This is a genomic window from Rothia sp. P7181 (assembly GCF_048513015.1).
In the GTDB taxonomy this organism is placed as follows: Bacteria; Actinomycetota; Actinomycetes; order Actinomycetales; family Micrococcaceae; genus Rothia.
The window spans coordinates 139,092-153,723 of the sequence record NZ_JBLXXZ010000001.1 but is presented as its reverse complement, the minus strand read 5'-3'; the positions used below and the strand labels follow the sequence as shown (position 1 = coordinate 153,723).

Below are 14,632 nucleotides of genomic sequence, written 5' to 3'. Positions count from 1 at the left end.
AGAACAGCCTGTTTGAGGAAACCACCCACCTATGGAAGAACAACACCTTTTATTTCTTGCACAACAACAAGGCTTCGGCACATCCAGAAGTACCCCTATCGCTGAAGGACTCTCTCAGCTTGCCCATCACATACGAGAACAAACACAAGAACTTGCACAACGACTCAACGAACAAGAAGAGAAACAACGACAGATTCAACGCACCCTCCACCTGAAAACACAGATGGAATGGGACTCTCTCGCATCTAAAAACTTTTACCGGCTCATCGAAGAGGAAGAACACTCACAACAGTATCTAGAACATCAACTTCATGAAAAACGTCAAAACCTCATCCAAGCTGGTGAAGAATTAGCACAACAAGCAGAACATCTCAGTGCCCTAGTAACTACTGCCGGTATCGCAGTAGATCACGCCATCATCCAAGCACACCGGTACAGTGACGCTGCAACGGTAGGTGCTGAAATCCTCTACACACAGAGCGTTAGAAACACTCAATCAGCTTTAGAATCTCTCCTTCACCACCCATTGATGAATTTCCTGCCTACCTACTCGTAGAAAGCCCCCATCATGACGTCTTCTCTTATAAGGTTGAAAGAATCTCACACTACAGTGATGAGAAATATCAGAGAAGGGCACACCACCCTTCTGCGAGTAGATACGACAAGCCTTCAAGAATACTCAACACACCTACGCCGCACGCACGAAATAAATCAACAGGTTGCGCAAGAACTGAGCATCATATCTGCTGATGTGATGAAGCTACTTGCCCTACATCCTCAAGGTTTTTCTCTGGGCACAGAAATCCTAGAACTATCTCAGTGCAGCACACAGCGCGCCAGCGAACAGCTAGACCTTACCGTTCGTCTCGAACAAACAAGTATCGCCTACGAACAAGCTGATTACATTGCTACGGAGCTTTTACGCACCTGCCAAACCCAACTACCGGCAGCCATGTATTGGATGGGCTCACTCTTTAGCTCAGGCGGTCCACTTGCTCAGGCAACAACGCTGATGCCCGTTGCTGGTCCAATCACGAGTTTCTTAGGACAACGAATTTTCTTCGGTATGGGGTATTGGGGAGACTACCTATATAACGGTGAAGAATACGCAAACCGTCGTCGAGCAGAAAAAATGAAGCTTTACGGTATCAGCTCCCTCAGCAGAACTGCCACAGAATATGTTGAAGATAAACTCCACCGTGGAGGATACCTTCGAGCACTCAACATCTCAGGAATACAAACATACAAATCAGCTGATTCTGCAACCTTCGAACACATAGAACAGCAACTTGTTATTCCTCAAAGCCCCGCTGATTATGCACATAATTTTGAGACAATATCCTCTGGCGTCAACACCATCGACGAACTCCAACACCAACAAGGAATCAACGTCGAATACGACGGTGTTTTCCTCCAACATATTTATGATTCGTCCGAACAGCTCTCAGGTGTTATCGCCTACGTCCCTGGAACAGATACTGACGGCATCACCCTACACGGGGCACCTATCGGAATTGCTAGTAACCTCAGCTCCGTCACCGACTCACCAGAGACACCAATGGAAGAAAGTTCTGCCGGACTACAACTACTAGACACCGCCCTAGAACAAGCAAACCTACCAGCAGATACACCCATCTACTTAGCCGGGTTCAGCCAAGGCGGAGCCATTGCCGCAGTTGCATCAACACATCAACAATTCCGCAAAAAACATAATGTGCAAGGAGTCTACTTGCAAGGTGCCCCCATTGGCTCCCTCCCCTTAGCTACAGATATTCCCATACACGTTCTTACCGACCAAAACGACGGCGTTACGTCCCTCCAAGGCACCTCCCTGAACACCACACGTACCCCAAATATCTCAACATTAGAAACCCATTACAGAGAAACTCCTACCGGTACTCAAGAGACCAAAGAACGTGCCCAAAAAATTCGAGAAGCAACACAACTATGGGGGAACCACCCCGTATGGCAAGGAAGCACCTCATATTTTGCTGGAATGATAAGCCGCCATGCCCCCACCGAACACGGATACCGCCAATACCGTATCAGCACAGAAAACTACCCACTAGCACACCAACCCCTGCCCATGATGAAAAACTTTTCACGAAACCAGCATAAAACCAAGCTATCTGTCGTTGCCGGCTCCACCCTTCCACGAAACCTTAGCAAATCAGCAGTACTTGCCCACGACCTACGAACAGGAATCCATGTGGGATCACATTTTGCCTCATCTATCGCACAGAATCTCCCTGGAGAAGCCGGAAAAGTTGCAAACACCTCCCAAAAAATAGAAGACATCAGCAACGACTATCTCACACCAGAAGAAAACCCCTTCAACGAACACTGGTATGACTACCAGCCTGCAAAAAGATAAGAAAACCTACTCTCTCTACCTCATACCCTCGTAAAGGAACCAAGCTCAAGGTGTAAAAGAAAAACAGAAAGAACTACACTCGAAACTATGAATAATCCTTCTTGCGATCACCAACCACAACTGCCCACCCCGCGAGCAGTATTCTCCCAACTGCCTCAATACTCTGCTGGTAAAGCTCCACAACCGGTACCGGGACTTGAACAATATAAACTTTCTTCTAACGAGAACCCACTCGGCCCCGTACCAGAAGTGGCGCATATCCTTGAGAACTTCACTCAAGTTCACCGATACCCTGATCCTCTCTGTACCTCATTACGTCATGCGCTCGCAGAAGAACACGGTATATCTGCCGAAGACATCGTGACTGGCGCTGGCAGTCTCGGTGCGCTAAACCAGATTCTTGCAACGTTTGCTGGAACATCTGCTGACGGTAGTGCAGATGAAGTCATCTATGCGTGGCGTTCTTTTGAGGCATACCCTATTTGTGTTGGGTTAGCTGGTGCGAAGAGCGTTAAAGTTCCTCTGACTGCTGAGGGGGCACATGATTTAGAGGCGATGGTCGAAGCTATTACCGATAAAACTCGCGTCATCCTCGTCTGCACACCGAACAACCCTACTGGGCCATCTGTTACAGAACATCAGCTCCGTTCCTTCTTAGATCGGGTACCTTCACATATCGTTGTGGTCATCGACGAAGCCTACTTTGAGTTCTGTGAGGCCTCGCCGGTTATGGCGGGAGAAGAACCTCCGGTCAACGGGCTATCGGTTTATCCTGATTATCCAAACGTTATTATTTTGCGGACATTCTCAAAAGCTCAAGGACTTGCCGGTTTACGCGTCGGATACTCCATTTCTCATCCTCAGCTAACACAGTATTTGAGAGTTGCAGCAACACCTTTTGCGGTAACAAGTATTGCTGAACAAGCTGCAATTGCCTCTATCGAACACCGTGATGTGGTGATGCAAAGAGTCCGTCATCTTGTTGCTGAACGTGAACGTGTTGTGCGGGCATTACAAGAACTAGGATGGTGGATTCCTACGACTCGAGCTAATTTTGTGTGGCTTAATCTTGGTGAAAATACTGCAGATTTTACGCAAAGAGCTGAATCACATGCTCTTTCGGTGCGTGCTTTCGCTCAAGAAGGGGTTCGTGTCTCTATCGGAGAGGACGAAGCAAACGATCGCTTCATTGCGCTCTGCCAATCTGTCGAATATGCACCTCAGCGCCCAGAAGGGACGCACTTTTAAGCTTCTTTAAGGAGGGGTAAAAAGTGTTGGGTGGGAGCGCTCTGAACACCCAAGAAAATGCTTATTTGTACTGGTGAGACCGCTTTAATAAGGACACGCAGAACATCAAGTATTCAGAGTATTCTCACCAAAGAGGAATAGGGTATAAGGAGGTAACACCCACTAATCTGTACGAAGGCGGAACGATGGTAGAACGTCACCATAGTACGAGCAATATTCCACCGTTAATCCAATTGATGGATGACTCAGCTCAGCTAAGCCCACATGAAGTGTTCAGCGAGTATGTCAAAGACATTGGAGTAGAACAGTTCCAAGAGTTCTACCGTCAAATGGTGATTGTTCGTCGTTTTGACGATGAAGCGACCGCGTTACAACGCCAAGGTCAGCTATCCCTCTGGGTTCCTAGTCGAGGACAAGAAGCCGCCCAAGTCGCATCGGGGTTTGCTCTAAGTCCTGAAGATTATGTGGTCCCCTCCTATAGAGAACATGCATTAGCCTTTTCTCGAGGTGTACCTCTTGAACAGTTAATGCCCTTTTTCCGTGGTTCTGGAACCTGCGGTTGGGATATTAAAAAACACCGTTTTCACCCCTACACTGTTGTGCTCGCAGCGCAAGTTCCTCAGGCGGTCGGTTATGCAATGAGTATGAAACGAGCGTGCTCATCAGGAGAGTATTCTTCTCAACCAGCAGTTGCCGTATATTTTGGTGATGGCTCCTCTACTGAAGGTGACGTTCATGAATCAATGGTTTTTGCAGCCTCCTATGACGCTCCCGTATTGTTTTTTGTCCAAAATAACCGTTGGGCTATATCGGTTCCTTTTGAAACGCAATCGCGTGTACCAATAGCGACACGAGCTCAAGGGTATGGTTTTGAGGGGCTACGCGTAGACGGTAACGACGTATTAGCTGTTGTGGCAGCAACTCGTTACGCTCTCGAAAAAATTCGGTCAGGAGAAGGCCCCGTCTTGATTGAGGCAGAGACCTACCGTTTAGGTGCGCATACAACAGCTGACGACCCCACAAAATACCGTGAAGAACAAGAACTCCAAGAATATTCAGCCTTAGACCCGCTCCTACGTCTAGAAAAATATCTACGAGACCATTATGCGGTGAGCGACTCTTTCTTCGAACAGGTACGCCATGAGGCTGCGCAGATAGCTCAACAAGTACGAGAATATACGCTCAACTCTGAACCAGAAGACTTTGAGAAAAACTTCGATAACGTCTATGCACAACCGCATACACAAACAGAAGCAGATAGAGCGTTCTACCGCGAATACTTAGAAGGCTTTGAGGACGAGGACTAACAATATGACTTACGAAAATTTAGCGTTATCTAAAGCGATTACTCGTGCCTTATCCGATGAGATGTCAGCCTGTGAAGACGTAATCGTCTTAGGTGAAGATGTTGGAAAACTTGGGGGAGTGTTCCGTGTCACCGATGGTCTTTATCAAGAATTTGGGCCACAACGGGTATTAGATACACCCTTGGGAGAATCTGGAATTATCGGTACTTCTATTGGTATGGCCATGAACGGGTTACGCCCTGTGCCAGAGATTCAATTTGATGGTTTTGTTTTTCCTGCGTTTAACCAGATAACAACTCAGCTTGCTAAGATCCGTACTCGCTCTACTGGTCAGTTGAGTGCCCCTGTGACTATTCGTTTACCCTATGGTGGTGCAGTGGGTGCTATCGAACATCATTCAGAATCTCCAGAAGCCTATTTTGCTCATACACCAGGGTTACGTGTTGTGGTCCCATCCTCTTCACACGATGCCTACTGGATGCTGCGAAAAAGTATTCAACATCCTGATCCCGTAATCTTTATGGAACCTAAACGCCGTTATTGGCTCAAAGGTGATGTTGAATTTTCTGCAGATGATTATGACCCGTTTCAAGCAGCGGTAGTTCGCGAAGGCACAGACCTGACGCTCGTTACTTATGGTGCTCTTGTTCCAGTTGCTTTAGCCGCAGCTGAAGCAGCCGTAGAAGATGGGCATGATATTGAAGTTATTGACCTACATTCTATTTCTCCACTGGATATTGGTACTGTGGCAGATTCTGTGAACAAGACGGGGCGTGCTGTTATTGTCCAAGAAGCTAGCACCTTTGTGTCAGTATCTTCAGAATTGAGTGCTGCTGTGACGGAACAATGCTTTTATTCGTTGGAAGCACCTGTGCTACGTGTGGGTGGTTTTCATATGCCGTATCCAGTGCCGAGAGCTGAAGAAGAATTTTTGCCCGGTATTGACCGTATTCTTGACGCTATTGACCGTTCATTCTCGTATTAGAACCATCTCCCTCAGACGAAAGGACACGAACTATGTCTCAGGTATTTAGACTTCCCGATGTGGGAGAGGGCCTTACCGAAGCAGAGATTCTTCTATGGAAAGTTTCCTGTGGAGATACTGTTGCGATTAATGATGTGTTGGTCGAAGTAGAAACCGCTAAATCGGTGGTGGAACTTTCATCCCCTTATGCGGGTGTGGTTCAGGAGTTGCACGCTCAGGAGGGGCAAACTCTTGAGGTTGGTGCTGCGTTGGCTACTATCTCGTCTTCCGAAAAGGATTCTGAGTCTACGGGGCAGAACTCTCACGAAGCTGCTGAAGACAATAACGCTCAGGGCAGTTCAGTCCAGGGTACTTTGGTTGGTTCGGGGCCTAAAGCTGACCATATCAAGCGTCGTGCTCGTAAACGCCGTGTAGCAGATGGGGTGAAACATCAGTCTGCGTTATCTACTCAGCTTCAAGTATCTGATGATTCGGTTCAGGAAGATTCTCACGAACGACGTTTTTCGAGGGCGTCGTTGAGCGCCTTGACAGAAAAAGCGAGTGCTTTGTGGGAAGAAGGGCTTAAACGTCTTCCTGTGTCAGAGAAGGAACCGGTTGCTCATCAGCCGGTGGGTTCTATTCCTCGTCCGCAAATGTTGGCAAAACCTCCGGTGCGTAAAGCTGCACAGGATATGGGGGTTAACCTTGCGGATGTTGTTCCTACTGGAAATCATGGTCAGGTGACTAAGAGTGATTTATTAAATTATGTGGCTCATCTGCGTGAAAAAGATTCGACAACGGAGCAAGTTTTCCCTGAGTCTTTTTGGATACCGCAGGGCTCTGGTGGCGACCGTATTGAACGCATTAAAGTACGTGGCGTTCGTAAAGCTACTGCGAAGGCTATGGTGAAGTCTGCCTTTACGTCACCTCATGTTTCTATTTTTGTGGATGTAGATGCTACTCGCACCATGGAGTTCGTCAAACGTCTTAAAACCTCAGAGCAGTTTGCAGGGGTTAAAGTGACGCCCCTGCTAATTTTAGCGAAGGCTGTCATTTGGGCAGCGGCTCGAAACCCTCAGGTGAATGCGACGTGGACTGATCAAGAGATTCTTATTAAGCATTTTATGAATCTAGGGATTGCTGCAGCGACTCCTCGTGGTTTGATGGTTCCTAATATTAAGGATGCTCAGGAGCTTTCATTGAAAGAGCTTGCCGTAGCACTCCATGAGTTAACGGTTCGTGCACGTGAGGGTAAGACTCAGCCGAGTGAGATGGCTCAGGGGACGATGACCATCACAAATATTGGTGCTTTAGGTATTGATACAGGAACTCCGATTATTAATCCGGGAGAAGTTGCCATTATTGCTTTTGGCACGATTAAGCAAAAGCCGTGGGTGGTTGATGGTGAGGTGATTCCTCGTTGGGTGACGACTCTTGGCGGGTCTTTTGATCATCGTGTGGTTGATGGTGATTTATCTGCTCGTTTTATGGCGGATGTTGCTGCCATCTTGGAAGAGCCAGCTTTGCTCTTGGAATAGTCAGAGGTCGATATTTTTAACATTTAGGGAGAGTTTCTTCTCAACGTAAGGCCCGCAGGTACGAGAACCTGCGGGCCTTACGTCAAGGCGGTGTATTACCAGCCTTATATTCTGGATTCTCTGCGGTACTCATGATGAGTGCGAACTACCCAGAATGACAAGTGTTCTTATATGAGTTGTTGAGATGTTCTCCCCCAAGAACTGTCTCAACTTTTTGAAAGATTCTTCAATCTTCGTTGATAAGAACCTGGTGTTACACCTTGTATGTTGAATATTTTCTGGGTCCGTCCCCCAACATTCCCAGAGAATTTTAGATACTGGTACCTCCCGACGAGGTTGCCACTTCTCTCAACATAAAAATAATTATTGCAAAAAGTCTGAGAAATGTATGTCCCTAAACTTGTTTACTTTACAGTGCAGATAAGCCTACAAAATATGCTCTTGACGTTGTTCACTCTACGTTGAGAAAAGATATCGTATGTTATTTCACCATACAGGTCTCAAAAACCACTCAAATGAAATCTTTTGAGAAGAATAATTCGAAGAAAAAATTATTAGAACCGAATCACTTCGCCGGTTCCTTGCATAATCTCAATAGCTGAGGGGCTTTCGTCATCTTCGTGATTGCCATCATGAACAATCATGACAGCAACCTTGTCGCTGGCAGGGAAAGCGCGGATAGTAATAGTTCCGCCCGTTGCATTGTTCAATAAATCAATTGCACATTCTGTTAAAGAGGTTTCAACAGCTTCTGGAAGTGAACAGCCTCGTTCATCGAGAATGTCGACTTTGGCTCCTCGACGCCGAGCTTTTAGAGCAGCATTAAGGATGGGACGGTTGGCAATATACCGACCGCGAATGGTATCTCTCAGCTGTGCCTCGGTAAAACGAAAGTCATCAATTTCTTCAGCAGTGATGGGTGCATCGTTATAGGCGATACGATGCAACATCTCTTCGGTTAACGTACGTACTTCTTGGACTCGTTGAGCCGCAATATTACTGATATTTTGTTCTTGAGCGTTATTAGATTGCAAACGCTTAATCATCCGTATCGTCTTACGGACGGCAACGTCAAAAGTAGAAATGTGTTGGCGGAAGATGAACGCTGCCCACAATAAAAATATGGGAATAAAGAACTCTGCCAGAATGGTGAGCGTTGAGGTAAAAATATTTTGATGCCATTTGACGACCAATAAAGCCGAGACAATATAGAGCGTTATAGCAGTACGGGTGCAATCTCGAAGCACTAGAATAACGCACGTAATCAGAGTGACAGAAACTGGCCAGAGTAACCAGAAAGGCCGTAGGTTATGCGGCAAGTCGTTAAGCGCTAATTGTACGATAAGCATCGAAACGAATGTGATGATGGGCATAAGAACCAGTGGGAGTTTGATGCTCTTCTGTGTAGGGAAGAGTAACAAAATCATGTTCAATACGATGCAGGCGATAAGAGGTATGTCATTGCCGAGGGGAATAGCCTCTAATGATAGATGCCATGTAAGGTATCCCAGAAAGAGGAGTACAAAAATTGCTAGTGAGATGATACGGAAGAGTGACGTACTATAGTACTTTTTAAAATTGGTAGTACCATAGTATTTTTTGCTGAAAAGGTTGTAGATATTATTCATCTACATCACTTGGCCATTGAATCGTGACGGTCGTACCCCTATGGTGTGCTGACTCAATAGTGGTGCTTCCTCCCACTTCTTCCATCGAACGAATCATTGATACTCGCACCCCGAGGCGGCGTATATCAAGATTTTTGAGGTTAAAACCTTGTCCTTTATCGCTGACTGTGCAGTAAATATAGGCCCTTTCCTTGGCGCCACGGGTTTTAGAATTTTTAGGTCGGCGTAGCTCTGTGCGAATACTAATAAATGTTGTTCGAGTTCCAGAATGTCGTGCACTATTAGAGACGGCTTCGGTAACTGCATGGGTAAAAGCGCGTGCTGCTTGGTTTGTGATAGTACTGTTAGGATTCGCTCGAGGGAAGGTCTGCCGTTTTTCGGGGACGAAACGTAAACGAGCATTCCACGGATACACGCCAGTTGCAATTTGTTCTGTGAGCTCTTGGAACGTAATAGAGTTTTCTGGGTCAGTTTTATAGGATTCTTCTTCCAGAACTCTAATTGCTCGACGGGCGAGGGTACGCGTTCTATCTGCTACTGGGCCAGCCATTCGACTCGCGTCGAGTAGAGCCGCCATCACATTATCGTGGACGAGCTTATCGAATTCTTGGAGACCTTTTGACTGATCTTTTGATTGGTTGAGCAGAAGTCTCAAAGAGACTGCATCAGAATATACATAGTCTACTCGGCGTGCAAACTCTTTGATATATGAGAAAAATACGCCAAGGATAAGTGCCATAATAGTGAAAGTGACGGTTCGCCCGAGGGCTTCATCCAACTGAAATTCGCCTGTTGCTCGATAGGAGGCAAAGATGAGCCCTCCAAATAGTGCTATTGAGAGACCTACGACGTTATAGATAACAGTTCGGATATTCCCTAGGCAGATGGGTGTAATCAGTCCATAAAGACCAAGAAAGCGGCACCATGGCATGAGCGCAGTATTTGTTTCGGAGGTGACCGCTAATGGCCATGTCAGGTATGCAGCATAAGCAATCAATAACGCTGGTACAAGCGCTATATTCGGTGACTCATCTTTGCGTACTCCTAAATACATCAGAAGTGCAGCGTGCAACAGTATGACGAAGGCAAAGATAATATGCCAAAATGCGAAGTCAATAATATGGTGGCTAGGTATTGCAAGACCTTGCACCAGTAAAGCTACTGTTAACGCCGCAAAAAATACTTCAAAAGTATATGTAGTTGCGATGTCGTAGTTAGCTCCGGATTTTTGCCGCTGTGACGCTTCCCCAGAGAATAAGGCCCGGAGTGAAAAACCTTGTTGCAGGGAACGTGAAAGGTCTTTTGTAGCTCCAGTTCTGAGTTGATTCAACCTATTTCCTATAGTGGGGGCTACGACGTCTATTAGTGCAGAGAACAGTATAACAGTTATACGTTGTGCTGTTCACCCGGTTAGAAGTAACGTTCTGCGCTACTAATATCTTCCATCGTATCGACGAGCCCGTCTTCAATAGCGCGGATTCTGAGGTCAATCTTTGTGGGTGCAGGGCGACCTACTCGCGCATATTTCTCACGAATGCGGTCGATATTAGTTTTGACTGCAGACTGTTTGATGCCCATGCGTCGAGCTACTTGTACCTGAGCGAATCCTGATGCATAGAGGCGCAGAGTTTCTTGCTCTCGAGGAGAAAGGTTCGCGCGTGAGAACTCGTGGTCTCCGTCGATAGCAGCAGCGAGTTCTTTCGTAACAACAGCTTTACCATCTGCAATATTTTTTGCTTCAGCTAGTGCATGTTCTAGAGGCTCAGATTTGCGAACGAGTCCAAGCGCCCCAGATTTAAGCGCTTCACGAATGAGCGCGGGGTTCTCTCCGATAGAGAAAATGAGGACTTTGACTCCGGCTTGACGCAATAATTCCACATTTTCGCTAGGACGTGAACGGTCCTGGAGGGACAAGTCTAAGAGTACGACATCGCAGTCTCGTTTGATTTTTCCAAGGTCTGCAGTGCTGGGGTTGCGGGGGTTGCGCCCTAACGCCACTAATAAGTCATTGACAGTAGGGGAAGCTGCTACAAGCTCAACTGCTTCCGCTTTTTCTGCCACCGCACGCATGCCTTCGCGTACGACTTCATGGTCGTCGACAATTGCTACTCGTGTAAGAGTCATTTTTTCCCCGTTAGATACTATGGTTCCCTGCCAACTCACGCAATGGCGTGGAATATGGATTCAGTTCACCTCAATGATCATTAAAATATATGAATTATTTTATGGTCTTGTGTGCCAAAACTAGGTTTGGCTAGACGTAGTAATATCTTACAACTTTAGTTAATAAGACGCGCTAAATTTTATACTTCACAAGCATAATAAAAATTTTAATCTCTTATGTTACGTTGTTGTTCACGAATCACCCGTTTGCTGTATCCCAGCCCGAAGAAAGAGCCTATCAACGAACCGATAAAAATACAGGCCGTAGACCCAACACATAACAAGAACCCATACGGAAAATTCTCTGCAAGTAATAATGTCAATGTCGGAACATGTAGTGGTTGAGACAGTACCGGAATAAAAGAGACAATAACCGTTGCAACGACGAAAAGACCGTGCCAAAGCATAATGCCCAAAGACTGTTTAAACGGGCTAACTCGAGTAAGACGCGTTGCCGTATAACCAGCAAAACCAAAAGCAAAACTATAGAGCAAAGCGGTGCTCACAACCCATAATTGAATATGACTCATGGTGCTTTCAGAAGCGGTTAGCATCGCGCGAATTGCATTTGTGTGCTCTGAACCATATGAGGACGTTACTCCAAAACGCTCTCCTGTGATGGATACCGCAACATCATAGAAGTTAAGAAGAAAACCAAAAATAGTGTAACCAACAATCCAGCCCAAAAAACACGGCAGTAATTGCATCTGCATTAGGCGTTCCGGCATACCTGTCTTCGGGTGAATACCATGACGTTCTTGAGGTCGAGAACCCAAAGATTCTGAAGATCTCATGTGGGAAGAAGCTGGCTGACGTTGATGGCTCAACGGAATAGTCGGAGCTTTCTCCACATAATTTTCGTATCCTTGTTGATGGTAATTTTCGGGGCCACCGCTCATCACCTGAGTGGGAGCATCAGAGGAAGAATAACTCATTCCCTGCGGGTTATGAGTGCTAAAAGGGCGAGTCGGCGCATCGTCATAAGAGAACACCTCGGTAGGGGCGTCCTCATAGGTGTTGGGGTATTTTTCGTTGTATGAGGGGATGACGCGAGTAGCATCTTCACGTTCCGAATAAGGAACCTGACCTGTGGGGTGGTTGCGTGAACTGCGATGTGTGCTCATATCTTACGCCTTGGAGCTTGTTGGAAATGGGTGTGTTGTTAAAATCTAAGGTTCATATAGTTTTAGCTGTTAAAGAACGCTGTGATTGCAATGATGACGACCCCGATGAGGATAGCAATAGCCCCACCAATCAACATTCTTTTGGTGATATGACGGATGAGCTCGCTGAATTCTTCTTCGGTAATAGGTGGAAGTTTTTTAGCCATATAGCTAAGTATGTCAGTGAACCGCAATAAATGGTACAAAGACTACCCGAGGAAAGAAAGATGAGGTATCTCTCTTCACTGTTACTACCCTCATAGAGTTGCGCTTCTACCATGGTTTTCGTGGCACAATCGTAGGTATGCAAAAAGCTGATAACACTGCTCAAAATGATTTTCCGTTAGCTCATCGTCCCTGGTATAAGAACTATTGTCCTGGCGTATCTCGCGACTTAGATCTTCCTGATACTTCTCTGAGTCACCTAATGGAAAAAGCAGTGCGTGAGGTTCCTCAAAAGGTTGCTCTACAATTTTTTGGGGCTACAACAACTTATGCAGAATTAGGTGAACAGATTCGTTGTGTTGCGGAGGGGCTTCGCCTTGCCGGCGTGAACCAAGGAGACAGAGTCGCTCTCATTCTTCCAAACTGCCCCCAACATATCGTTGCTTTTTATGCGGTCATGCGTTTAGGCGCTGTCGTGGTAGAACACAACCCGTTGTATACTTCTGCGGAGCTGCGCCACATGTTCGAAGACCATCGGGCAAAAGTGGCTATTGTGTGGGATAAAGCAGCAGCTAATGTGACTGATCTTCCATCTGATGTGCGCCCTCACCTCATTTATTCAGTGAACATGGTAGAAGCGATGCCTCTGCACATGAGAGCTGCACTCAAACTTCCAGTGAAGACTGCTCGTGCTTCGCGCGCAAAACTTACAGCGCCAGCTCGTGGCACAACACCGTGGAAAACACTCCTTAAAAATTCTCCTATTGACCCTTCACATCACCGTCCTACCGCCGATGACTTAGCACTTTTGCTGTACACTTCAGGAACTACTGGGCAGCCCAAAGGCGTTATGCTCACTCATCGTAACTGTGAAGCAAACGCGCGCATGGGAGAAGAATGGATTCAACCAGGGGATGATGAAGTCATCTACTCGGTACTTCCCCTCTTCCATGCCTATGGGATGACTCTTGGTCTGACCATTGCGGTAGTATGTCAGGCTCGTTTGGTTATTTTTCCAACGGTTGACATTGATTTGATTCTCAAAGCAATGAAGAAAGTTATGCCAACTATTCTTCCTGCTGTTCCTCCGGTCTATCGCCGTTTGCTTGATCGCGCCAAAGAACAAAACTTCTCCTTAGAGGGAATTCGTTACGCCGTATCTGGTGCGATGAACCTACCAAAAGAACTTGTTGCTGAATGGGAAGAACAATCCGGAGGATACCTTATTGAGGGGTATGGGCTAACAGAATGTGCTCCTTTGGTAACGTGCAATGCCCTCAACGATACGCGCAGAGCAGGATCTATCGGTGTGCCATTCCCTGGTGTGGATGTTCGCGTCGTAGACCCAGAAACATTAGAGGATGTTGCCCTCGGTGAAGAAGGAGAACTGTGGGTGAGAGGCCCGCAACGTTTTCGCGGGTATTGGAAGCGTGAAGAAGCGACCATGAAAGCCATTACTTCTGACGGGTGGTTGCGTACCGGAGATATTGTGACTTTTGATGAAGACTATTACTTGTACGTAGTAGACCGCATTAAAGAAGTCATTATTACGGGAGGCTTTAACGTTTCACCGACTGAAGTTGAGGTCGCTTTACGTCAGCATGATTCGGTTCAAGACGCTGCTGTTGTCGGTCTACCTCAAGCTGGTGGCGGTGAGATGGTTGTTGCCGCAGTAGTTCCGACAGACGGCTATGCCGTAGAGGAAAATGAGCTACGTGAACATTGCTATGGTCTGGTGACTCGCTATAAAGTGCCACGCAGAATCTTTGAAGTTGATGATTTGCCACGTTCAATGCTGGGTAAGACCTTGCGTCGTGAAGTGCGCAAGAAGTTGCAGGAAAAATACGGAGAACAGTAATATTACGTTTTATGACATTGTTGCGCTTCTTTTCGTTAAAACCACAAAAAACGACCTCGTAACGTAACGAGTTCGCACCCACCGCCTGACCATGTTTGAATGATAACTACCTCCTCTCCAAACGAGGAAGGACACCACTTGATTAGCGGTAGAGCTACCAGAAGGTTCTGCTCAAAAAGTGGTTGCACACCAAATACACATCAACAACAGAAAGATTCATAGCC

General features: G+C 46.5%; 12 protein-coding genes. 7 read left to right on the top strand and 5 right to left on the bottom strand.

What is annotated here, in order from left to right; all coding sequences use genetic code 11:
- Positions 1-31: 31 nt before the first annotated feature.
- The 6 genes from ACN08Z_RS00725 to ACN08Z_RS00700 all read left to right on the top strand — a co-directional run bounded on the left by ACN08Z_RS00725 (position 32) and on the right by ACN08Z_RS00700 (position 7,431).
- Positions 32-556: a hypothetical protein gene (locus ACN08Z_RS00725; RefSeq protein WP_419102728.1), complete on the top strand. Its 525-nt coding sequence runs from the start codon at positions 32-34 to the stop codon at positions 554-556.
- A gap of 57 nt (positions 557-613) precedes the next feature.
- Complete coding sequence (locus tag ACN08Z_RS00720; RefSeq protein WP_419102727.1) at positions 614-2,374, top strand: hypothetical protein; 1,761 nt, start codon at positions 614-616, stop codon at positions 2,372-2,374.
- Positions 2,375-2,461: 87 nt separating this feature from the next.
- Positions 2,462-3,622 (top strand): histidinol-phosphate transaminase, encoded by a 1,161-nt coding sequence (locus tag ACN08Z_RS00715; RefSeq protein ID WP_419102726.1) that lies wholly within the window; start codon positions 2,462-2,464, stop codon positions 3,620-3,622.
- 185 nt (positions 3,623-3,807) lie between these two features.
- On the top strand, positions 3,808-4,929 hold the full coding sequence (locus ACN08Z_RS00710; protein ID WP_419102725.1) for a thiamine pyrophosphate-dependent enzyme: 1,122 nt from the start codon (positions 3,808-3,810) through the stop codon (positions 4,927-4,929).
- Positions 4,930-4,933: 4 nt separating this feature from the next.
- Entirely contained in the window at positions 4,934-5,914 is a 981-nt protein-coding gene (locus ACN08Z_RS00705; RefSeq protein WP_419102724.1) for an alpha-ketoacid dehydrogenase subunit beta, read from the top strand.
- Between the two features lie 32 nt (positions 5,915-5,946).
- Positions 5,947-7,431, top strand: a complete 1,485-nt coding sequence (locus ACN08Z_RS00700) for a dihydrolipoamide acetyltransferase family protein (RefSeq protein ID WP_419102723.1) — start codon at positions 5,947-5,949, stop codon at positions 7,429-7,431.
- Between the two features lie 554 nt (positions 7,432-7,985).
- On the opposite strand, the gene ACN08Z_RS00695 is transcribed toward ACN08Z_RS00700, so the two are convergent.
- The 5 genes from ACN08Z_RS00695 to ACN08Z_RS00675 form a co-directional block, all read right to left on the bottom strand.
- Positions 7,986-9,059, bottom strand: a complete 1,074-nt coding sequence (locus ACN08Z_RS00695; protein ID WP_419102722.1) for a hypothetical protein — start codon at positions 9,057-9,059, stop codon at positions 7,986-7,988.
- Positions 9,052-10,389 (bottom strand): ATP-binding protein, encoded by a 1,338-nt coding sequence (locus ACN08Z_RS00690; protein WP_419102721.1) that lies wholly within the window; start codon positions 10,387-10,389, stop codon positions 9,052-9,054. Before ACN08Z_RS00690 ends, ACN08Z_RS00695 begins: the two co-directional genes overlap by 8 nt.
- An 80-nt stretch (positions 10,390-10,469) precedes the next feature.
- Positions 10,470-11,183, bottom strand: a complete 714-nt coding sequence (locus ACN08Z_RS00685; protein WP_419101045.1) for a LuxR C-terminal-related transcriptional regulator — start codon at positions 11,181-11,183, stop codon at positions 10,470-10,472.
- A gap of 206 nt (positions 11,184-11,389) precedes the next feature.
- Positions 11,390-12,346 (bottom strand): hypothetical protein, encoded by a 957-nt coding sequence (locus tag ACN08Z_RS00680; RefSeq protein ID WP_419102720.1) that lies wholly within the window; start codon positions 12,344-12,346, stop codon positions 11,390-11,392.
- 62 nt (positions 12,347-12,408) lie between these two features.
- Positions 12,409-12,552 (bottom strand): hypothetical protein, encoded by a 144-nt coding sequence (locus tag ACN08Z_RS00675; RefSeq protein WP_419102719.1) that lies wholly within the window; start codon positions 12,550-12,552, stop codon positions 12,409-12,411.
- Positions 12,553-12,689: 137 nt separating this feature from the next.
- Here ACN08Z_RS00675 and ACN08Z_RS00670 point away from each other — a divergent pair, with 137 nt between their 5' ends.
- Complete coding sequence (locus ACN08Z_RS00670) at positions 12,690-14,408, top strand: long-chain-fatty-acid--CoA ligase (RefSeq protein WP_419102718.1); 1,719 nt, start codon at positions 12,690-12,692, stop codon at positions 14,406-14,408.
- The last annotated feature ends 224 nt before the right edge of the window (positions 14,409-14,632 follow it).